This window comes from Herbidospora sp. RD11066, assembly GCF_054661255.1.
In genome coordinates this window covers 357,952-378,295 of sequence record NZ_BAAGDO010000005.1, presented here as the reverse complement: position 1 = coordinate 378,295, position 20,344 = coordinate 357,952, and the positions used below count along the sequence as shown (strand labels likewise).

21 protein-coding genes are annotated in these 20,344 nt (G+C 69.3%); 14 read left to right on the top strand and 7 right to left on the bottom strand.

The genetic code is table 11. From position 1 onward, the window contains the following. Positions 1 to 100: 100 nt before the first annotated feature. The gene (locus ACYQ78_RS22015) at positions 101 to 610 is read right to left on the bottom strand and encodes a hypothetical protein (protein WP_459802754.1); all 510 of its coding nucleotides are present in this window, start codon (positions 608 to 610) and stop codon (positions 101 to 103) included. An 82-nt stretch (positions 611 to 692) separates the two neighbouring features. Here ACYQ78_RS22015 and ACYQ78_RS22010 point away from each other — a divergent pair, with 82 nt between their 5' ends. Next, a complete protein-coding gene (locus ACYQ78_RS22010) occupies positions 693 to 2,168 on the top strand; it encodes an MFS transporter (protein ID WP_459802753.1) in 1,476 nt (491 codons plus the stop codon). Further along, a complete protein-coding gene (locus ACYQ78_RS22005; RefSeq protein WP_459802752.1) occupies positions 2,146 to 2,757 on the top strand; it encodes a TetR/AcrR family transcriptional regulator in 612 nt (203 codons plus the stop codon). The genes ACYQ78_RS22010 and ACYQ78_RS22005 overlap by 23 nt, the downstream gene beginning before the upstream one ends. Here the strand turns inward: ACYQ78_RS22005 and ACYQ78_RS22000 are convergent. The 3 genes from ACYQ78_RS22000 to ACYQ78_RS21990 all read right to left on the bottom strand — a co-directional run bounded on the left by ACYQ78_RS22000 (position 2,726) and on the right by ACYQ78_RS21990 (position 5,108). Next, the gene (locus tag ACYQ78_RS22000) at positions 2,726 to 3,979 is read right to left on the bottom strand and encodes a C40 family peptidase (protein WP_459802751.1); all 1,254 of its coding nucleotides are present in this window, start codon (positions 3,977 to 3,979) and stop codon (positions 2,726 to 2,728) included. The genes ACYQ78_RS22005 and ACYQ78_RS22000 overlap by 32 nt on opposite strands. A gap of 123 nt (positions 3,980 to 4,102) precedes the next feature. Beyond that, positions 4,103 to 4,603: a transcription elongation factor GreA gene (gene greA / locus ACYQ78_RS21995; protein ID WP_459802750.1), complete on the bottom strand. Its 501-nt coding sequence runs from the start codon at positions 4,601 to 4,603 to the stop codon at positions 4,103 to 4,105. Positions 4,604 to 4,682: 79 nt separating this feature from the next. Further along, the gene (locus ACYQ78_RS21990; RefSeq protein ID WP_459802749.1) at positions 4,683 to 5,108 is read right to left on the bottom strand and encodes a DUF4307 domain-containing protein; all 426 of its coding nucleotides are present in this window, start codon (positions 5,106 to 5,108) and stop codon (positions 4,683 to 4,685) included. Between the two features lie 82 nt (positions 5,109 to 5,190). Here ACYQ78_RS21990 and mca point away from each other — a divergent pair, with 82 nt between their 5' ends. Genes mca through ACYQ78_RS21975 form a run of 3 tightly spaced genes read left to right on the top strand, consistent with a single transcriptional unit; the run spans position 5,191 to position 6,533 of the window. After that, a complete protein-coding gene (mca, locus tag ACYQ78_RS21985; RefSeq protein ID WP_459802748.1) occupies positions 5,191 to 6,081 on the top strand; it encodes a mycothiol conjugate amidase Mca in 891 nt (296 codons plus the stop codon). Positions 6,082 to 6,091: 10 nt separating this feature from the next. Next, positions 6,092 to 6,262: a hypothetical protein gene (locus ACYQ78_RS21980; protein ID WP_459802747.1), complete on the top strand. Its 171-nt coding sequence runs from the start codon at positions 6,092 to 6,094 to the stop codon at positions 6,260 to 6,262. Next, positions 6,255 to 6,533, top strand: coding sequence for a GNAT family N-acetyltransferase (locus ACYQ78_RS21975; RefSeq protein ID WP_459802746.1), 279 nt, complete (start codon positions 6,255 to 6,257; stop codon positions 6,531 to 6,533). The genes ACYQ78_RS21980 and ACYQ78_RS21975 overlap by 8 nt, the downstream gene beginning before the upstream one ends. Here the strand turns inward: ACYQ78_RS21975 and ACYQ78_RS21970 are convergent. Together ACYQ78_RS21970 and ACYQ78_RS21965 are read right to left on the bottom strand one after the other, a co-directional pair. Then, the gene (locus ACYQ78_RS21970) at positions 6,522 to 7,670 is read right to left on the bottom strand and encodes a hypothetical protein (protein ID WP_459802745.1); all 1,149 of its coding nucleotides are present in this window, start codon (positions 7,668 to 7,670) and stop codon (positions 6,522 to 6,524) included. The genes ACYQ78_RS21975 and ACYQ78_RS21970 overlap by 12 nt on opposite strands. A 93-nt stretch (positions 7,671 to 7,763) precedes the next feature. Beyond that, on the bottom strand, positions 7,764 to 8,162 hold the full coding sequence (locus tag ACYQ78_RS21965; RefSeq protein ID WP_459802744.1) for an ATP-binding protein: 399 nt from the start codon (positions 8,160 to 8,162) through the stop codon (positions 7,764 to 7,766). A 158-nt stretch (positions 8,163 to 8,320) separates the two neighbouring features. Between ACYQ78_RS21965 and ACYQ78_RS21960 the strand changes: the two genes are divergently transcribed. The 6 genes from ACYQ78_RS21960 to ACYQ78_RS21935 all read left to right on the top strand — a co-directional run bounded on the left by ACYQ78_RS21960 (position 8,321) and on the right by ACYQ78_RS21935 (position 14,318). Further along, entirely contained in the window at positions 8,321 to 9,853 is a 1,533-nt protein-coding gene (locus tag ACYQ78_RS21960) for a SpoIIE family protein phosphatase (RefSeq protein ID WP_459802743.1), read from the top strand. Continuing rightward, entirely contained in the window at positions 9,850 to 10,857 is a 1,008-nt protein-coding gene (locus ACYQ78_RS21955) for a cobalamin B12-binding domain-containing protein (RefSeq protein WP_459802742.1), read from the top strand. The genes ACYQ78_RS21960 and ACYQ78_RS21955 overlap by 4 nt, the downstream gene beginning before the upstream one ends. Beyond that, positions 10,857 to 11,189 carry an STAS domain-containing protein gene (locus ACYQ78_RS21950; protein ID WP_459802741.1) on the top strand — a complete coding sequence of 111 codons (333 nt, stop codon included), beginning with the start codon at positions 10,857 to 10,859 and terminating at the stop codon, positions 11,187 to 11,189. Before ACYQ78_RS21955 ends, ACYQ78_RS21950 begins: the two co-directional genes overlap by 1 nt. Before the next feature lie 9 nt (positions 11,190 to 11,198). Further along, on the top strand, positions 11,199 to 11,732 hold the full coding sequence (locus ACYQ78_RS21945; RefSeq protein WP_459802740.1) for a GNAT family N-acetyltransferase: 534 nt from the start codon (positions 11,199 to 11,201) through the stop codon (positions 11,730 to 11,732). Between the two features lie 77 nt (positions 11,733 to 11,809). Continuing rightward, complete coding sequence (locus ACYQ78_RS21940; RefSeq protein WP_459802739.1) at positions 11,810 to 12,982, top strand: FxsB family cyclophane-forming radical SAM/SPASM peptide maturase; 1,173 nt, start codon at positions 11,810 to 11,812, stop codon at positions 12,980 to 12,982. Between the two features lie 13 nt (positions 12,983 to 12,995). Further along, positions 12,996 to 14,318: an HEXXH motif domain-containing protein gene (locus tag ACYQ78_RS21935; RefSeq protein ID WP_459802738.1), complete on the top strand. Its 1,323-nt coding sequence runs from the start codon at positions 12,996 to 12,998 to the stop codon at positions 14,316 to 14,318. Here the strand turns inward: ACYQ78_RS21935 and fxsT are convergent. Continuing rightward, positions 14,315 to 16,864 carry an FxSxx-COOH system tetratricopeptide repeat protein gene (gene fxsT, locus ACYQ78_RS21930; protein WP_459802737.1) on the bottom strand — a complete coding sequence of 850 codons (2,550 nt, stop codon included), beginning with the start codon at positions 16,862 to 16,864 and terminating at the stop codon, positions 14,315 to 14,317. The two genes, ACYQ78_RS21935 and fxsT, sit on opposite strands and share 4 nt — an antisense overlap. Positions 16,865 to 17,044: 180 nt before the next feature. Here fxsT and ACYQ78_RS21925 point away from each other — a divergent pair, with 180 nt between their 5' ends. From ACYQ78_RS21925 to ACYQ78_RS21915, 3 genes are all read left to right on the top strand, one after another. Continuing rightward, entirely contained in the window at positions 17,045 to 17,206 is a 162-nt protein-coding gene (locus ACYQ78_RS21925; RefSeq protein ID WP_157518850.1) for a hypothetical protein, read from the top strand. A gap of 82 nt (positions 17,207 to 17,288) precedes the next feature. Further along, positions 17,289 to 18,179 carry an SIR2 family NAD-dependent protein deacylase gene (locus ACYQ78_RS21920; protein ID WP_459802736.1) on the top strand — a complete coding sequence of 297 codons (891 nt, stop codon included), beginning with the start codon at positions 17,289 to 17,291 and terminating at the stop codon, positions 18,177 to 18,179. After that, positions 18,176 to 20,218, top strand: coding sequence for a tetratricopeptide repeat protein (locus tag ACYQ78_RS21915; protein ID WP_459802735.1), 2,043 nt, complete (start codon positions 18,176 to 18,178; stop codon positions 20,216 to 20,218). Before ACYQ78_RS21920 ends, ACYQ78_RS21915 begins: the two co-directional genes overlap by 4 nt. The last annotated feature ends 126 nt before the right edge of the window (positions 20,219 to 20,344 follow it).

The following is a 20,344-nucleotide window of genomic DNA, read 5'->3' as shown; positions in this document are numbered from 1 at the left end:
ACCCCTGACGAAACCATTTCAAATTTCTCTAACCGGGACCTCCAGGACTAAACATTGGTATAGGCCAAAGTGAATGGTCCAGACCATTCATCGAATTGGTTCAGTCCACTCGGCCGGGGCCCGCGGCGCGCACGCGGTCGACGGCCTGGAGGGCATCGCGCAGGTCAGCGAGCCAGGTGTCGGTGTGGGCGCCGACCAGCCGGACGCACCAGGCGAGGGCGTCGGAACGGCTGCGGGCGACTCCGGCGGCGACGAGTGTGTCGAGCACCTGCCGTTCGCCCTGCCGCAGCCGGGTCATGACCGGAACGGAAAGTGTGGTGAACATCACGGTGTCGTCGCCGATCTTCACACCCCAGGCCACCTTGCGGCGGAACCGGTGCTCGGCCTGCCGGGCGATCTCGATGCGGCGCTCGCGGGTCTCCTCGCGGAACCGCTCGACGTAGCCCTCTTCGGCGGCGGCCCGCTCGACGTCGGGCAGGCCCTCGGTGACGGTGAGCGGCGGCAGCGTGCCGACGACGGTGATCTCCTCGCGGTCGACGACGACCTCGGGGCGCTCGGTGAACCAGTTCTCGGGGAGGCGGTGGGCGAACCACTCGGCTTCTGCACTCATGTAATCAACATTACATCGTTGCCCGAGAATCGTGCGGAGAAGTTTTTGACAGTTACTACTTTTTGAAAGTTACTATCAATTCATGGTGACTTCCAGATGGTGGGCCCTCTCGGCCCTCGTTCTCTCCGTTCTCGTGATCGGGCTCGACGCGACCGTGCTCAACGTCGCGCTGCCCACCCTCGCCGTCGACCTCGGCGCCTCCACCGGCGATCTCCAGTGGATCGTCGACGCCTATCTCGTGGTGTTCGCCGCCCTGCTGCTGCCCGCCGGGGTCTTCGGCGACCGGTTCGGGCGTAAGAAGCTGCTGGTCGCGGGGCTGGTCGCGTTCGGGGTCGCCTCGGCGGTCGCGATGCTGGCCGACTCGACCGGCTGGCTGATCGCCGCGCGGGCGCTCATGGGCGCGGGGGCGGCGCTGATCATGCCGCTGTCCACGTCGATCCTGCCGACGATCTTCCCGCCCGCCGAGCGGGCCAGGGCCATCGCCGTCTGGACCGGCGGCATGGCCGTGGGCCTGCCGCTCGGCCCGATCGTCGGCGGCTACCTGCTCGACCACTTCTGGTGGGGCTCGATCTTCCTGATCAACCTGCCCGCCGTGGTGATCGCCCTGGTCGCGGTGGTGTTCCTGGTGCCCGAGTCGCGCGACGCCGCCGCCCGCAGGGCCGATGTGCCCGGCACCCTTCTCTCGGTCGCCGGTCTCGCCACGCTCGTCTACGGCGTGATCGAGGCCCCGGCGCGGGGCTGGGGCTCGCCTGTGGTCCTCGGCTCGATCGCCGCCGGGCTCCTTCTTCTCTTCCTCTTCGTACGAGTAGAGGCCCGCACCCCCGCCCCCATGATGGACCTGGGGCTGTTCCGCGACCGCACCTTCGTCTGGGGCGCCTTCGGCGCGACCGTGGTCTCGCTCGGCATGATGGGCGTGCTGTTCGTCGCGCCCCTCTACCTCCAGGCGGTGCAGGGCTTCGACGCCCTGGGCACCGGCCTGCGCATCGTCCCCATGGTCGCCGGGCTGATGGTCGGCGGCCTGGTCGGCGAACGCCTGATCAAGCGCCTGACCCTGCGCACGATCATGACCGCCGGACTCCTCCTGCTCGCCCTCGGCCTGATGCTGGGAGCGGTGCTGCCGGGCGCCTATTCGTACACGGCGATCTGGCTCGTCGTCACCGGGGCGGGCGTGGGCCTGACGATGGTCCCGGCCATGGACGGCCTGCTCGCCCTCCTCCCGCCCGAGCGCACCGGCATGGGCAGCGGCGTGCTCCAGGCCCTCCGCCAGACGGGCGGCGCCTTCGGCGTGGCCGGGCTGGGCAGCCTTCTCTCCTCCGTGTACGCCCATGCGCTCCCGGCGGCCGCCCCCGCGCCGGTGCGCGACTCGGTGGCGACCGCGGTCCAGGTCCCGGAGTGGGCGCAGGCCGGGCGCGCGGCCTTCGGCGACGCGATGGACGCGGTCCTGTGGACCTGCGGCGGCGTGATGGCCCTCGCCGCCCTGCTGATCGTGACCTTCATGCGTGGCACCACTCCCGAACCGGCGGGAGAATCGACCCATGAACTCGCCGGGACTCCGTGAACGCAAGAAGGAGAAGACTCGGCGGACGATCCAGGAACACGCCCTGCGGTTGTTCGCCGAGCAGGGCTACGACGCGACCACGATCGAGCAGATCGCCGACGCCGCCGAGATCTCGCCCAGCACCCTGTTCCGCTACTTCCCCACCAAGGAAGACATCGTCGTCCAAGACGACTACGACCCCCTGCTGCTCGACCGCCTGGCCGCGCAGCCGCCGGAGGTGCCGCCCGTCAGGGCCCTGCGCAACGCCTTCGGCGAGGCCATGCGGGGGATCCCCGACACCGACCTGGCCGAGATCAGGGCCCGCTCCCGCCTCCAGATGAGCATCCCGGCCATCCGCGCCCGCATCTTCCAGAACATGCTCGACACGATGGACCTGCTCGCCGAGGGCATCGGCCGCCGCACCGGCGCCGACCCCGCCTCGTTCCAGGTGCGCATCCTGGTCGGCGCCGTCATGGGCACGATCATCCCGGTCCTGCAGAACTGGGCGACGTCGGAGGAGGACATCGGCTTCGCCGAGATGATCGACGAGGCGTTCGCGCTGCTGGAGGCCGGGCTGCCTATCGAACCTGAGAGGCGACCTGAGGGCTGACCCTGACCACCCCGGCGAGGTTGCGCATGTTGATGGGCGCGATCTTCACGACGTCGCCGGTGCGGGGCGAGTGGAGCATCTGCCCGTCGCCCCAATAGATGGCCACGTGGGAGATGTAGCCCGGGTTGGTCGGGTCGCTGCGCCAGAACAGCAGGTCGCCCGGCTGGGCCTGGGCGAGCGAGACCTGCGGCCCGGTCGCCCACTGCTGGTTGGTCACCCGGGGCATCTTGATGCCCGCCTGGGCGAAGGCCCACTGCACCAGCCCGGAGCAGTCGAACGTGTCGGGGCCCTCGGCGCCCCACACATAGGGACTGCCGAGCTTCGAGGCGGCCGCCTTCAGGGCGGTCTGGGTCTGCGGGCTGGTCATGAACGCCGACGCCGGCCACTGGATGACCTGCTGCGGCCGGGTGATCGTGCGCTGCTGCGGCGGGGCGACCACGACCGGGTTGATCGTGGCGATCTGGCTGCCCGGCAGCACCTTCAGCAGCGCCTTGCGCAGCTTGGCCGAGTCGACGCTGGGCGCGCTCACCACCATGGCGTTGCCGTGGGGCAGCCCGAGCCGGCCGGCGGTGTCGTGGGAGACCACGGCGTGGATCGACCCCATGCCGACCGTGGCGTAGGCGCCCACCCGCAGTTCGGCGCCGGGACTGCGGACGTCTTCGCCGAGCTTGAGCCCGCCCTCTTGGCCGAGCTCGTAGGAGACCGCGACGTCGCCGTTGGCGATGTTGGACCAGAGTTCGTCGGAGGAGGCGGTCTTCTTCGGGGTGAAGCGCCGGAACGTCGAGGGGTCGACGCCCATCGTCGGCACCCGCCAGCCACCGAGGTTGACGTCGGCGGCGTCGGCGATCTCGACGGTCTTCACGCCCTTCTGGCCGCGGACCTTGTCGACCTGCTCGGAGGTGAGCGTCTGGGAGGCGACGACGAAGAGGTGGGGGCGGGAGAGCTTGCCCAAGGGGGCGACCGCGTTGGTGGGGAGCTGGCCGCTGGCGGCGACGTAGTCACCGGCGACGGGGGCCCGGCGGACGTCGAGCGCGGCGCGTTCCTCCACCGGATCGAGCCCGGCCAGGACGAGTAAATCGGTGATCAGAACCACCGCGAGGACGACCCCGATGACCGGGACCGCCCTCCTGGCGAGATGGGGCCGGCGGAGGCGGGGCCGGAAGGCGAGATCCTGGCGGGCCTCCCTGAGGAGGTGTCCGACCCTCGGTCGCCTGTCGGGCACGCCACCACTCCCTCCGAAGACTCATCGGGCTGTCCCGTTCCACGAGATTGCCCAATGGGATCCGAGAAGTCAAAATCCGCCGGAGCGTGATTCTCCGGCGGATCCAGATATCCGTGGGACTGCCTAGCTCCCGACGTAGGGAACGGCCTCGAGCACCTCGACGGTGATCGAGCGGCCGTTGGGCATCGAGTAGCTGGCCTTCTCGCCGATCTTCTTGCCGTTGATCGCTGCCCCCAGCGGCGACTTCGGCGAGTAGACGTCGATCGGCGAACCACTTTCCTCACGGGAGGCGAGCAGGAAGGTGACCTCTTCGTCGTCACCCTCGAACCGGATCGTCACAGTCATACCGGGGCCGACCACACCCTCGGTACGCGGCGCCTCCCCCACTCTCGCGGAGTCGAGGATCTGGCGGAGGTGGAAGATCCGGGCCTCCATCTTGCCCTGTTCGTCCTTGGCGGCGTGGTAGCCGCCGTTCTCCTTAAGATCGCCCTCTTCCCGGGCGGCCTCGATCTTCTTCGCGATCTCAACCCGACCCGGGCCGGAAAGGCGGTCGTGCTCCTCTTTGAGGCGGTCGTACGCCTCCTGCGTCAGCCAGGTGACGTTTTCGTTCTGGGAGACGGCCACGCGGGTTCTCCTTGCTTCCCTAGGTGAGTCGAAGGGCTAACAAGTTAACGCCTTCGAACGCTTCCCCAAAGATTCCAGTCTATACGAGGGAGCAGCCCTGAACGTCTACGCTTGTGGCTTGCGCGCTGATCCTCACCTGTTCGGTGAGGGCGACGTCACCACCGCCCGGAGGAATGGTGATCTCCCGGGTCCCGACCTCGACGTGATGGACGTCGACGGCCCTCAGACGGCACGTCGCCGCGCGGTCGTCCGGCTTGTTCACCGTGAAGGTGACCTCGGCGGAGTCGGGGCGGCTGGTGTCGAAGGTTATGACGGTGGCCCGCACGTCGGGGTTACCCCTGGCCGACAGGATCACGTAACCCCAGCCGCCGGCGACGACGGCCACGACGACGGCCATGATCACGTACACGACGAACCGGCTTCGCCCCAGGGGCGGCCGTGGCGGATACTCGTCGGGGGTGCCCAGGATGGGCCGCGGCGCCGGCGGTGGTGCTGGTGACGACATGAGCGGAATCTCCCTGCGCTTCCCCGGCGTTGTCCGAGACAATTCCCGTTAACGCTATTGGATTGAAGCGACAAGGAGAGCCGTGACGAACGCGCTCAGGCTGATGGCCGTGCACGCCCACCCCGACGACGAGTCGAGCAAGGGTGCCGCGACGATGGCCCGCTACGCCGCCGAGGGCGTCGACGTCCTCGTCGTGACCTGCACGGGTGGCGAACGCGGTTCGATCCTGAACCCGAAGATGGACCGCCCGGACATCCTGGAGAACATGGGCGAGGTCCGCCGCCTGGAGATGGAGCGCGCGCGGGAGATCCTCGGCGTCGACCAGCGGTTCCTCGGCTTCGTCGACTCGGGCCTGCCGGAAGACGAGAACGAGCCCCTCCCCGAGGGCTGCTTCGCCCTTCAGGAGATCGAGGTCGCCTCGGCGCCGCTCGTGGCGGCCGTGCGCGAGTTCCGCCCCCACGTGATCCTCACGTACGACGACGACGGCGGCTACCCGCACCCCGACCACATCAAGACCAACCGCGTGTCGGTGGAGGCCTTCGAGGCGGCCGGCGACCCCGACCGCTACCCGGGCACCGGCGAGCCCTGGCAGCCGCTCAAGATGTACTTCCACGGCGGCTTCACCAAGGCGCGCTTCGAGGCGCTCCACGAGGCCATGAACGCCCGCGGCCTCGGCTCCCCTTACGCCGACTGGATCGCCCGCTGGGAAGACCGGCCGCAGAAGTGGGAGACGACCACCCGCATCCCCTGCGCCGACTGGTTCGAGACCCGCGACCGCGCCCTGATGGCCCACGCCACCCAGGTCGACCCCGACGGCTTCTGGTTCGCCTGCCCGCGCGAGATCCAGCAGGAGGTCTGGCCGACGGAGGACTACCACCTGGCCCGTTCGCTGGTCGACGTGACCCTGCCGGAAGACGACCTGTTCGCGGGCATCCAGGTCCCCGCCGGAACCGGCGCCACCCCCTGCTCGTAGACTGCATACCGTGATTTCGACCGCCACACCCGCCACCGACCCGACGGCGATCGGCCCCGGCCTTCTCGGGTTCCTGGTCGTCGCCGCCATCGGCGTGGCCCTGTTCTTCCTGATCAAGTCGATGAACCGGCAGATCGCGAAGATCGAGGTGCCCCACGAGGGGAATCCGAAAAGTGACTGACGTCGCCGACAACGCCGAGGCCGGGCGCTTCGAGCTCAGTGTCGAGGGCACCGTCGCGGGCTTCGTGAAATACCGCCTGCCTAAGCCCGGCCGGATCGTGTTCGTGCACACCGAGATCGATCCGGCCTTCGAGGGCAAGGGCCTCGGCTCGAAGCTCGCCCGCGCGGTGCTCGACTCGGCCCGCGAGCGCGGCCTGGAGGTGGTGCCGATGTGCCCGTTCATCAAGGGCTACATCGAGCGCCACCCCGAATATGCCGATCTAGTCGCCTGACCAGGCTCTTTCCAGCGCCTTGGGCAGCCCCCACCAGCCGAGCGGGGTGAGCACCTCGGCCTTGTCGACGATCCCGAGATGGGCCCACAGCGGGGTGACCGAGGTGAAGAGCATCTCGGTCGCCTCCAGTTCCTCGGGGTCGTCGGGCTCGCTCACCAGGTCTTCCGAGTCGGCGATGAACCGGGCGATGCGCTCGGGCGAGGCCAGCACCCCGGGGCCATAGCGGGTCAGCGCGACGATCGCGGCCAGCCAGTCTGCGTGGTGGATCGCGCACAGCGACGCCAGCACCGAGTCTTCGTGGCTGAGCTCGCCGTCGAGGTCGAAGAACCGGGCGGCGTCGACCTCGTCGGGCAGGTCGGAGATGGGCGCCGCGATCCCGGCCGCGACCTGGAGCCAGAGGTCTTCGTCGGCGTCGGGCAGCAGGTCTTCGTCGAGCCCGGCGCAGGCCCGCAGCACGTTGCCGGGGAAGCCGGGCGACACCAGCGAGCGCCGCAGGCGTTCGGTGGCCACCCTCAGGTCTTCCTTCGGGAACGGCGGCTCGGGCAGGTCGTCGAGGGCCCTCCTGAGCTCCTGGAGGGCGTAGGCCTCCTCTTCGTCCCAGGCGGCGTAGAGCTCGGCGTCCTGCTCCTCGCTCACCGACACGCCCGGGACCCGCCCATCGGGCAGTCCCGCGGTCAGCCAGCGTTCCTGCAGTTCCTCGTACGCCTGCCGCGAGGTCACATCCCCCTGCGCGAGCGCGTCGGGGTCGATGACACCCGCTTCGACGAGCTCCTCCAGATGGGCCACGAGGCGGTCGTACATCTCGGTGGCCACCGGGCCGCGCTCGCTCTCGTCGGGCCAGACGAAGTAGCTGCGGGTCAGCAGGATCGGCTCGGTGCCGGTCGACTCCAGCCAGCGCTGGACGTCGCCGACGGTGGCCACGCCCGACTCGATGCGGGTCAGAGTCGTCTTGGCCGACTCCCAGAACACCACCGTCAGCGGGTTTCCGGCCGCCATGAGGTCGCGGCGCAGGTCGGGCAGCGACACCAGGGCCTGCCCCGACTGCACGGCCAGCAGGGCGCGCGCCACGTCGCGGCGGGTCAGGGCTCCGGCGGGCCTACCCGCGTGGCGAGCAGCGAAGTCCAGGTCGACGCTCACGCGGTCTCCTCCGTCGGCAGGTGCGTCCGACTTCTGTGCCTGACGGCTCGATCGCTCACGTGTCGTGAGCCTACGCCCGCCGGTGTGACGCGGCTAGCGGGGTGACTGGGCAAGGGTCATACGCAATCTGATGCGGGATCGGCCGACCATCTGGGAGATGCTGAACTCGTCGCACAGCTGGCCCATCAGCCACAGGCCGAACCCCCGTGGCGTGGTCGCCGAGGGGCGGCTGCGGTGGATGTCCTGTGGCTGGAGGGTGCCCGCCGAGTCGGTGACCTCGACGGTCAGGCCCTCGGCGTCGTACCACATCTCGACGACGCCCTCGCCCCCGCCGTGTTCCAGCACGTTGATCACGGCCTCGTTGACCGCGGTGACCAGATCGTTGAGACGGTGGCCCCGCAGCCCCGCGTCGGAGCCCATGGCCGCGACCCTGCCGCGCAACTCGATCAGGTCGGTGGTGATCGCCCACCGGAGATGCTGGTCGGTGTTCACTCCGTCCCCCTGTGATAGCTCGTCGCACGCTAACTACCCGGCACTCGCCGGTCAATTCGCAACCCGCATGATTGCCATCTTTCCGGGCAATATCGCTCCACGCGTGGAGCTGACCCACCCGGGTAAAGTTGGCTGATCCTCGTGTGAAAGGGCCGGTGATGGACTCCGTAACGCATGCCCCCTCGACAGAGGTGCTGCGGGCGATCGTGGAAGCCGCTCCCGACGGCGTCGTGCTGTGCGACGCCGACGGAGCGATCGTGCTGGTCAACAGTGCCGCGATGGAGATGATGGTGCCGGGCGACCTGGCCGGTCTCCTCGACCGGAGCAGAGAACCAGGGGAGACCTACCAGAAGGCGGTCGGCGACCGGCTGCTGCGCGTGCGCCGGGAGATCTTCGGCATCGTCCACCAGGCCTGGTATCTCCGCGACGTCACCGACGAGGAGACCCGCGCCCAGGCGCTGCGGGCCGAGCGGGAGCGCACCCGGTTCCTCGTCGAGGCCGGGCGGCGGCTGTCCGCCTCCCTCAACACGCGCCGGTGCGCGCGGGCCACCACCGAGCTCGCGTCCGGCCTGCTCGCCGACTCGGCGATGGTCGTGCTGCCGCCGGGCGGCCTGCGCCGCACCTCGTGGCTGCGGTTCTCCGAAGCCGGGCTGGAAGAGGGCGAGATCCCGGTCGCCTGGGCCGACCAGGTGCCGGGTCTGGGCGAGGCGCTGGCCGGGTTCCCGCCGGTGCCCAGCCGCTGGCTCGACCCCGCCCAGGCCCCCGACTGGCTGCTGCCCGCCGACTTCGGCCCGGTCGGCCACCTGCTGGTGACCCCGCTGCCCGGCAACGGCGTGCCCGCCGGGGCGCTGGTCCTGGCCCGCCGCGAGGGCGGCGCGAGCTACGACGACGAGACCGAGACGCTGGTGCGGGTGTTCGCCGCCCGCGCGGGCGCCGCCATCTCGGCCGCCGTGCTCTACCAGGAGCAGAGCACCACCAACGCGATCCTCGCGGGCGACCTGCTGCCGCCCGCCCTGCCCGTGGTCGACGGCCTGGAGCTGGCCGGTTCGCTGCGCTCCGCCCAGCAGACCGCCCTGATCGGCGGCGACTTCTACGACGTGCTGCCCAGCCCCGACGGCCCGCTGGTGACCCTCGGCGACGTGTGCGGCAAGGGCCCGCGCGCCGCCGTACTGGCCGGGCAGGTCCGCCACAGCCTGCGCGCCCTGCTGCTGCTCGAACGCGACCCCGAGAAGCTCATGCGCCTGATCAACAAGGCGCTGCTGGGCTCCCCGACGCCGCGTTCCCACGTCACGCTGGTGCTGGCCGCGATCAGGGGCGGCGTGATCGACCTCGCCGTGGCCGGCCACCCGGCCCCGCTGCTGCTGCGGGCCGACGGCGTCGTCGAAGAGGTCGACGCCCGGGGCACCCTCCTCGGCGCCCTCAAGTCGGGCCTGCTCACCCTGCGCACCGCCACGATCGACCTGGCCCCCGGCGACCTGCTGCTCCTCTACAGCGACGGCATCACCGAGGCCTTCGGCGGCCCCACCGGCCGCGCGATGTACGGCGCCGCCCGCCTCAAGGCCGCCCTGGCCACCTGCGCCGGTCTCCCGGCGACGGCGGTGGTCGAACGCCTGGAGCAGCTCAACAGCGACTGGCTGGCGGGAGGGGTCTTCGACGACCGGGCCCTGCTGGCCATCCGGCGGTCGCGATGAACGCGGTCGACCACTACCTCGAACGCCTCGGCTCGGCCGACGAGTTCGGCGCCATCGACCTGGTGCTGGCCATGCTGAGCGAGGGCACCCCGGCGGAGCGGGTCCTCCTCGACGTGATCGCCCCCGCGCAGCGCCGGGTCGGCGAACTGTGGGCGGCCGGCGACTGGTCGGTCGCCCGCGAACACGGCGCCACCGCGATCAGCGAACGCGCCGTGGCCGCCATCGCCACCACCGTGCGCCCCCGCCCGACCAGAAGCCGCATCACCGTGGCCTGCACCGACGGCGAATACCACGCCCTGCCGACCCGCCTGCTGGCCGAGGTCCTGCGGCTGCGCGGCTGGCAGGTCGACTTCCTCGGCGCCAACGTCCCGGGCCCCCACCTGATCACCCACCTGCACCAGACCGGCCCCGACGCCGTCGCGATCGGCTGCGCCCTGGCCACCCGCCTCCCGCGCGCCCACGCGACCCTGACCGCCTGCCAGGCCGTCGGCATCCCGGTGCTGGCCGGCGGCGCGGGCTTCGGCGCCGACGGCCGCTTCGCCGTCAAACTCGGCGCCGACGGCTGGGCCCCCACGGCCGACGCCGCCGCCGACCTGCTCGACCAGGGCAGGCTCCCGTCGTTCCCCACCCCCGGCGAGTCGCTCGCCCACCTGGCCGACGAGGAGTACACCCTGTTCGTCAAGCGCCGGGGCGAGATCCTCGCCCGCGTGATGGCCGAACTCCCCCGCCGCTATCCGCCGATGGTGAACTACACCCAGGCCCAGGCCGACCACACCGCCGACGACCTCGGCCACATCGCCGACTTCCTCGCCGCCGCCCTCTACATCGACGACACGAGACTGTTCACCGACTTCGTCCAGTGGACCTGCGACCTCCTGCGCGCCCGCGGCGTGCCCGCGAGGTCGGTGGCGCTGGCCCTGCGCCTCCTCCACGACGAACTGCACGATTTCCCGCGCGCCCGCCACCTGCTGGCCCAGGGCACGCTCGCCGCAGATGGAGCCTGATGGACACCGCGCCTTTCCTCGTTGAGACCGAACATCCGGAGCCCGGGACCACCCGGCTCATCCTGTCGGGCGACTTCGACTACACGACGTCGGGCGACCTGGCGGCTCTGACTCCCGGGTTGATGAACGGCGGGCTGAAGGTCATCGAGCTCGACCTGACGGGGGTGACGTTCATCGATTCGTCGGGGCTGGCGACGTTGATTCACCTTTATCACGCGGCGGAGGAACATCCGGCGGAGATGCGGTTCGTGGGGATGACGCCGTACATCGCGCACCTTTTCGAGGTGACGGCGCTCGACCTCGTCTTCAACCTGCCGACATCGGCTACGTAGCATCACTGAATGCTGGAAATCCGGCCGATAGGGCCGACCATGGCGGCCGACCTGGCCACCGTCTATCAGGAGAACCGCGACTTCCTGCGCCCCTACGAGCCGGTCCGCACCGACGACTTCTTCACCGTCGCCGGTCAGCGCGACAACATCCGCGCGATGGTCACCGCTATGCGGGCCGGTGACCGCTGGCCCGCCATGATCTACCTCGACGACCGCCCCTGCGGTTTCATCACGCTCAACACCATTCTCCGGGGCGCGCTCCAGTCGGCCCGGGTGGGCTACTGGGTGGCCGAGAAGGACGGCAGCCGGGGCGTGGCGACGGCGGCGCTGGGTGCCGTCCTGGACATCGCGTTCTGCGAACTGGCCTTACATCGGATCGAGGCGTCGGTGCGGGTCGACAATCCCCGGTCGAAGCGCGTGCTGGAGAAGAACGGTTTCTCGACGATCGGGATCGCCCGGCGCCATGTCTTCCTCGACGGCGCCTGGCGGGACGAATATCTGATGGAGCGTCATGCGCCCCCAATCAGCAATTATGGTCAGTAAAGAAATAAGCGTGAACGTATTCGTGGTTAACTACGATTGTCGTAGCGAATGCCAGGCTGGTCCGGGAGTGTCCCAGCGTGAGCACCGAGGCAGAATGGCCGGCCACGCTCGACGTCCGAGCGCTCCTCGCCGGCGGGTGGCGACCCGAACCGTTCCGGCAGTTCATCCTGAAAGTACACAGCAGATGCAATCTCGCGTGTACGTACTGCTATGTGTACACGCTCGCCGACCAGAGCTGGCAGGGTCAGCCCCGGGTGATGTCGCCCGAGGTCGTCGCCACGGCGGCGGCGCGGATCGCCGAGCACGCGCGGGCCCACGCCCTCCCGTCGGTCGAGGTGATCCTGCACGGCGGGGAGCCCCTGCTCGCCGGGCTCGACCGGCTGACCGCCCTGGTCTCCTCCGTACGTGACGCGTGCGCCCCCGACGTCGCGGTGTCGTTCAGCGTCCAGACCAACGGGCTCCTGCTGACCGAGCCCTTCCTGCGGACCTTCCTCGGCCTGGGGATCCGCGTCGGGGTCAGTCTCGACGGAGGCGAGGAGGCCAACGACCGGCACCGCCTGACCCCCGGCGGGGGCGGCTCCTACGCGGCGGTGGCCCGTGCCCTGGAACTGCTCGGCCGGGACGAGTTCGCGCCGATCTACGGCGGCATCCTGTGCACCATCGACCTGACCAACGACCCCGTGGAGACCTATGAGGCGCTGGCCAAGTTCCGGCCGCCCCGCATCGACATGCTGCTCCCCCACGGCACCTGGGCCGAGCCGCCGCCGGGCATCGGGGCCTACGCCGACTGGCTGATCACCCTCTTCGACCACTGGTACCGGCCGGGCAGGCCGGCGACCTGGATCCGGATCTTCCAGGAGATCCTCGGGCTGCTGCTGGGCGGGAGGTCGGGCTTCGAGAGCGTCGGCCTGACCCCCTCGACCCTGGTCGTCGTCGAGACCGACGGGACCATCGAACAGTCGGACTTCCTCAAGGTCGTCGCGCCCGGGGCGGCGACGACGGGCCTGCGGATCGCCGACCACCCCTTCGACCGCGTGCTGCACCACCCGGGCGTGGCCGCCCGGCAACTCGGCCTCGCCGGGCTGTCGGACGACTGCCGCGCCTGCCGCTTCGCCACCACGTGTGGCGGCGGCCTCTACGCCCATCGATACCGGCCGGGGACCGGTCATCTCAACCCGTCGGTGTACTGCACCGACCTCTACCGGCTCATCGGCCACGTTCGGACACGACTAGTGCGCGACATCTCCTGAGGGGGCCAGGACGTTGACCCGCCGATACACCCTTCCCGGTGACGTCTTCACGGAACTCGCCACCGGCGCGGGCGGCCAGCGAGCCATGCGCTTCCTCGCCGACACCCAGCACAGCAAGAACCTGCTGCTCATCCGCATGGTCGTGACCGCCGCCGAGCGAACGGGCCACGAGCGGGCCGGGGAACTCGCCGAGGCGTGGGACCTGCTGGCCGGGCTCCAGCACGACCATCCCGAGGCGGTCGAGACGGTGCTGCGCTGGCCCTCGGTCGGCACGTGGGCGATGCGGATGCTGTCGAAGGTGCTGCCGAACAAGTCCGGAGGGCCGGTGGCGTTCGCCTACCTGCCGGGGATGGCGGTGGCGGCGGCGGTCCGGGCGGGCGTGACGGCGGAGGTCGGCGTGTCCGTGCCCGGCGGTCGCATGGTGCTGCCCTCACTCGGGGTGGCGCGGTTGTTCGGCGCCACCCGGCACACGGTCGAAAGCGTTCCGGTACGCATCCACGCCGACGGCGCCGAACTGCGGCTGGGCGGGATGACCACGTACGTGCCGAGACGGCCGGAGCGGTTCGCGGAGGGCTGGCTGCCGCTCCGGCGGCTGTCGACCGTCTACCAGGACACCCGTTTCGAGGTCTGGATCGACGACGTCGACCCGTTCCGGCTGCCGGAGGACTGGCCGGCCGGCCGTCAGCGCCCGGCCTCGATCCGGCAGTGGCAGCGGGCCTTCGACGACGCCTGGATCCTGCTCAAAGACCACCATCCCTGGTACGCCGACGAGGTCGTCAGCGGCATCACGACGTTCGTCCCGATGGCCCGTCCCTACGGACGTCCCACCAGCGCGACCAGCCGCAACTCCTTCGGCGCCTTCGCCGTCTCGCTGCCGCCCGACGGCCGGATGCTCGCCTCGCTGATGTCCCACGAGATCCAGCACGCGAAGCTGTGGGCCCTGCTCGACCTGGTCCAGCTCACCAAGCCGGTCGAGGCCGGCGACCGCCCTCTCTGGTACGCACCGTGGCGCGAGGACCCGCGCCCGCTGGTGGCGCTCCTCCAGGGCGCCTACGCCCACCTGGCCGTGGCGGCCTTCTGGCGGGTGCAGCGGTTCCTCGACCAGGGCCAGGACGCGCTCCGCGCGCACGCCGAATACGCCCGGTGGCGCCAGCTGACTGACCAGGTGATCGACACGCTGCGGACGTGCGGGATGCTGACCGAAGCCGGGGACGCGTTCGTCGAGGGCATGGCGAGCACGCTGGCGGGGTGGCGTGACGACGAGGTGCCGTACACGGCGGCGAAACGTGCCCGCGAAGCGGCCCACGACCACAAGAAGCGGTTCGACCGGGGCTAGACGACCGGTGGCTCGAAGTCGAAGTCGATCCGGCGGCCTTCCTCCATCGCCTGCACGTCGTGGTAGTCGAGACCGAGGGTGAGGCCGAACCGTTCGACGACGTCGGCGCGCAGGGCCTCGCCCTTGGCGGCGTCGCCCGAGGCGATCATGTCTGCGCCGAGGTTGGCCGCGCAGGCCAGCGTGTGGGGATGGTTGGGGCCGAGCCGGTCGCGGAAGCGTTCGAGGATCTCCTCACCGATCTGACGCGCCGCCTTGTGCTCGTCGAGTTCGGACAGCACGCTGGCGAGGTTGGTCAGGCAGGTCAGGGTGTAGTGGTGGTTCTCGCCGAGAGACGCGGTGAGCCCCTTCTGCGCCGTTTCGAGGAGCGCTCTGGCCTGGCGCGGTTCTCCCATCAGGCGCAGGGCGATCGCGGTGTTCAGGGCACAGCCGTGCGTGAAGGGGTAGTCCTCACCTCGGCTGATCTTGTAGAGCCGGGCGGTCTCCTCGGAGAACGAGGCCGACTGGGCGTACTGGCCGACCAGCCGCAGCGCGTTGGACAGCGTGACGGCCGCGGCCAGGGTGCCCGGGTTCTCCCGGCCGTAGGTGTCGCGGTGGCGGTGGAACACGTCGCGGGCCAGGTCGATGGCCGCGGTGAACGCACCCGCCTTGCGGCGGGCCACCGACAGCTCACGCGCCTGGAGGAGGACCTCGGTGTGGTTCGGGATGAGCCGCTTCTGCTGGACCACGAGGTCCTGGTAGGCGAGGTAGGTGCGTTCGCCGTCCAGCCGGGCCTGGTGGTAGAGGCCGAGCAGGCGCTGGTCGCGGGCGATGGCGTTACGGGTGAACAGCACCTGCGGGTGCGTGTCGCTGCCGTAGTAGTTCAGCCGGTCTTCGTAGGTGGCGTTGTCGGTGCGCAGCGCCTCTTCGTATTTGGCGACCAGGGCGTGGTCGATCGCCAGGTTGTTGCGGGCCCGGAAGGTGTTGGGGTGCTCGTTGCTGAAGACCCGCTGGTGGCGGGGCACCGAGTCCTGGTCTGACTCCAGCGCCCTGCGGAACTTGCCCTGGGCGCGGAGGATGCCGCCGAACACGTTGAGCATCAGCAGGGTCTCGTCGTGGTCTTCGCCGTGCTCGGCCCGGAGCTTGGCCAGGGTCTCCTCGCCGAGCTCATAGGCCTCGGTGAGCTGGCCGACGCTGAGCAGGTAGTTGGCGAGAAGCCGCCGCATGACCAGCAGGTAGAGGTCGTTGGCGGGGAACTTCTCGGTCCACTCGGCGACGCCCCGCTTCAGCCACTCTTCGGCGGTCCGCAGGTCGCCCTTCAGGAGAAGGAAGCGGCCCATGTTGGTCACCAGCCGCCGTACGTCGCGCTCTTCGCACTCGATGATCGAGGAAGGGCCGATGTGGGCCAGCAGGTCGTCGTAGACGGGCCACACTTCGATGTCGTCGGGCCGGTCGGGGTCGGCGGCGGCCAGCAGGAGGTGGACGTCGTGCCGGGCGGCGTTCTTCTCCTCGTCGCCGAGGTCCTCCCGGATCAGCGTCTGGATGATGCGGTGCATCTGGAGGGTGCGGCGCAGGTTGTCAAGGCGGGCCAGGGCGTAGCGGCCGATCTCGCGGACGACGTCGGACATCTTGTAGGGGTCGCGGATCGTGTCGCGCAGGTTCGACGGGCCGAGCACGTGGCGGCCGGCGTTGATCAGGTCGAGCGAGATGGGCTCGGGCCCGAAGTAGGCGATGCGATGCAACAGGGACATCGCCGAGGGCATCTGACGGCGCACCCGCTCGAGGGAGATGCTCCACGCGGCGGCCATCGGGACGGGATAGTCGAGCACGGTGCCCTGGGCGAGCACCTTGCTCGCCTCTTCCTTCAGGCGGTCGAGATAGATGTCGACGGTCATCGCCGTCTCGAACATCAGGGCGCCCGCCTGCTCCAGCGCCAGCGGCAGGTGGCCGAGCTCACCGGCCAGCATGTCGGCCTCGGTGGCCGTGAGGCCCGGCACCCGGCGGCGGAGGAACTCCAGGCTCTCCTCGGGAAGGAAGACGTCGACCTCGAGCGCCTTGGCGTACTGCACCCAGCGGTTGTTGCGCGAGGTGACCAGGACGTGGCCGCTGCCGTGGGGGATGACCTCGCGGAGGTCCTCCGGCTGGTCGGCGTTGTCGAACACGAGGAGCCAGCGGTCGTAGGGACGGCCCCTGCGCAGGGCGTCGCGGACCGCGTTGATCGCGTCGTCGAGCTTGTCGGGGGGCAGGCCGGTGATCTCCAGGCGCGGCGCCAGGGCGGCCAGCGCGCTTCGCATCAGCGGCTGCTGCTCACACGGCACCCACCAGATCACCTGGTAGTCGCGCGCGTGGCGGTAGATGTACTCGATCGCGAGCTGCGTCTTGCCCACACCACCCGTGCCCTGAAGGGCGTGCAGCACGACCGCGTCGTTCTGTTCGGTGAGGTGCTTGCGGAGTTGGTCGAGCAACTCGGTGCGACCCGTGAAGTTGGCCAGCCGCTGAGGGACGTTTCCCCAGACCTCCGGAGCGGCGAAAGTCTCCGCGCCATTGGCCGGTGCACCGGAATCGACCACAAACGCCTCCGGGTGATTAGGCGATACCCTTGTGATGCTAACGCACCAGGAGTGAGGTGGCGGGGCGCCGATTTGATTCGGCCGACCGATATCCGAATTCTCTCGGGGCCGACAGTAGAGTATGGACTCCGGGCCCTTTCTCATCTATTAAAGAGGAAGACGATCCGGGGAGGACTGCGCATGGGCGCCGACCGCGAGGCAAAGCTCCTGGATATCGGGGACAAGACGCTGGCCGATATCGCGAACATGGACCACCACATTCTGGCCGAGGTAGCCGGCCAGATCCTGCGCGAGGCGTGGGAGATCGACACCCCGCTGGCCCGGTTCCAGGCCAGCATCTAGCCCGGATCTCCTGGGCAGAACGGGGTTTGCGGGGTTAGATTTCTCCACCGGGGACCGGTGATCCGGAACGGTGGGGAAAGCAATGAGGGAAAGCGACTGGGTCCGTCTCATCCACGGCCTCGAGTCAGGCGACTGCATACCGTTCCTCGGCGCGGGAGTGTGTTCAGGCACGCTCCCGACCGGCAGCCAGCTGAGCCTCCGGTGGGCGGAGATGATCGGCTATCCGTTCACCAACAAAGAATCGCTGCTCGATGTCATGGATTTCGCGGTGACGATGGACGGCGACCCGGTCTACGTCAAACAGAAGGTCATCCGGGATCTGCTCCTCGACGACGACGGCGAGGAGAAGCTGCCCGATTTCTCGTCGCAGTTCGAGCCCCACCGGGTGCTGGCCCGCTTTCCCCTGCCGGTCTTCTTCACGACCAACTACGACGACTTCATGGTGCGCGCCCTCACCGACGCCGGCAAGAAACCGGCCCAGCTCACCTGCCCCTGGCACACGATCTCGCAGGGCCCGGCGCCCGCGTCGCGCACCCGGCCGACCTCGAACCGGCCCGCGGTCTTCCACCTCCACGGCTCGGCGGCCGACCCCGCCTCGCTCGTGCTCAGCCGCAGCGACTACATCCAGTTCCTGATCACGCTGACCAAAGACCACGCGAGCTCCGACCACGCGCTCATTCCCCGGCCGTTGCTCGTGCCACTGACCGAGCGGCCGTTGCTGTTCATCGGATACAGCCTTCAAGACTGGACCTTCGCCGTCTTGTTCCAGGGATTGCTGGAGACCGTCTCATCGTTGCAGCGCAGACGGCACATCAGTATTCAACTCGCCCCTCCCAGCGTTCAGCCGGGTAAGGAGGCAATCGCCGAAGAATATCTGAACGAGTTCTTCAAGCGATGGAACATCACCGTATACTGGGGTAAAGTCGATGACTTCTGCCGTGAATTGGGCGCCCGTATGGGGTGGAGCGCATGACACCGGTAAGGGACAACCCATACGTCGGGCTCCGCGCATTCGAGAACCGTGATCGCGATCTTTTCTTCGGCCGGTCCCAGGAGTCTCGCGACCTCACCGACCTGTGGCGGAGCAATCGCCTGGTGGTGCTTTACGGGCCGTCCGGCATCGGGAAATCGTCCTTACTCCATGCCGGTGCGGTGCCGTTGCTCTATGACGAGAAACTCGACGTGCTGCCGGTGGGCCGGGCCTCGGCGGGCGGGCCTTTCCCCACGCCGTCCGACCACAATCCCTACACCTTCTGCCTGCTGTCGTCGTGGTCGCCGGCCGACTCGCCGGCCCGGCTGGCCGATCTGACGGTCGCCCAGTTCCTGCACAATAGGCCGAAACGGACCGACCGTTTCGGAGACGACGTCCCCATTTTCGCGGCGATCGATCAGTTTGAAGAGGTGCTCAACTCACCGCCCCCGTGGCGCATTCATCGCGAGGCGTTTCTGCGGCAACTCGGCGACGCGACCAAGGAGATCCCGCACCTGCGGCTCCTGGTCTCGATCCGCGAAGACGCCATCGCGGAGTTACTGCCCCGGGAGCCCGACATCGCCGGTCACTCCCGGGCCCGGGTACGGCTGTCCCCGCTGAGTGCCGACGACGCGCTGCACGCGGTGCGAGATCCGGTCGACGCGACCGAACGCCGCTTCGCCCCCCACGTCGCCGAGACCCTGGTCCGCGAACTGCGGACCGTCGAGGTGACCGACAAGCTCCACCAGCGCCGGTTGATCGTGCTCGACGACGTCGAGCCGTGGCAGATCCAGGTGGTCTGCACCCAGCTCTGGGACCGGCTGCCGCCGGACGCCGACGAGATCACCCTCGACCACCTCCGCGATTTCGGCGACGTCCAGGAGGCCCTCACCACGTTCTGCCTGCGGATGATCACTTCGGTCGCCGACGACTTCGGGGTTCCCGAAGACGTCCTGCGCAAGTGGGTCTACGAGAAGTTCGTCACCGAACACGGCACCCGCGGCATGGCCTACGAGGGCACCAACGAGACCGCGGGCATGCCCAACGACATCCCCCGCGCCCTGGAGCACCGCCGCATCCTGCGTGGTGAGGACCGCCATGGCTCCCGCTGGTACGAACTCCAGCACGACCGCCTGATCGACCCGATCCGCCGCCTCTTCGACTCCTCCCCGCACCTCGACGCCGAGGAGACCGAGGAACCCCGCCGCCCGGCGGCCCCCACGGCGGCCGACTACCTCGCCGCCGCCGAGACCGCCCTGGCCACCGGCGAGTTCGTACCGGCCGAGCGGCACGCCAACGACGCGCTCAGGGCCACCAGCGAGAACCCCGACGGCAACGCCCTGCGGGTGCGGGCCGAGGCCCTGTCCCTGCTCGGCAACCTGGCGCTGTACCAAGACGACAGCGAGACCGCGCTGTCCCGGTTCCGCCAGGCGGCCATGGTCTTCGAACGCCTCCAGGTGCCCACGGCGGTGGCCCGGCTGCTGTCGGCGGTGGCCCGCATCCTCATCAAGGCCCGCGACTTCGGCTCCGCGATCACCGAGTTGCAGTCGGCCATGGCCCGCCACCCCAGCCAGCCCTCCCTCAAGCGGGATCTCGCCGAGGCATTCTGGGCCGACGGTCAGCTCAATTCGGCCATCGCCCTCTTCACGTCGGTCATCGCGGTCAGCCCCGGAGACGCGGCGGCGCTGGCCGGGCGAGGTCAGCTCCGAGCCGAGAAAAGGGATTATCGGTCAGCACTTGACGACCTTGATCGCGCGACCGAAATCCGCCCTCTCCTGCTGGAGAATCCGGCCATCCGAGCGGCGAGAGCGGTCGCCTTCGCCGGTCTCGAGCGCTTCGCGGATGCCAGGAAAGAAGCCGAGATCGCCGTCGCGACCGGCCCGAACAATGGGCCGGCCCTCCTCGCCGCGGCCGAAGTCGCGAGACTGATGGGCGATGAGACACAAATGTCCGAACGCGCCCGGCAAGCGATAGACGCAACCGATCCGCAGTTGTTCCCCCACGCCTTTATGCGAGCCCGGGATATGCTCTACAGCCTCTGATCACTCCCGCCTTGCGGTAGGACAAAACGGGCAGGGTTCGCTTCCTCAAGTGTTGGACACGATTGGGCAAGGGACGTCTTCCCTACGAGACCCTCGGGCATCTGACTCCGTAGATCGAAAAACGGA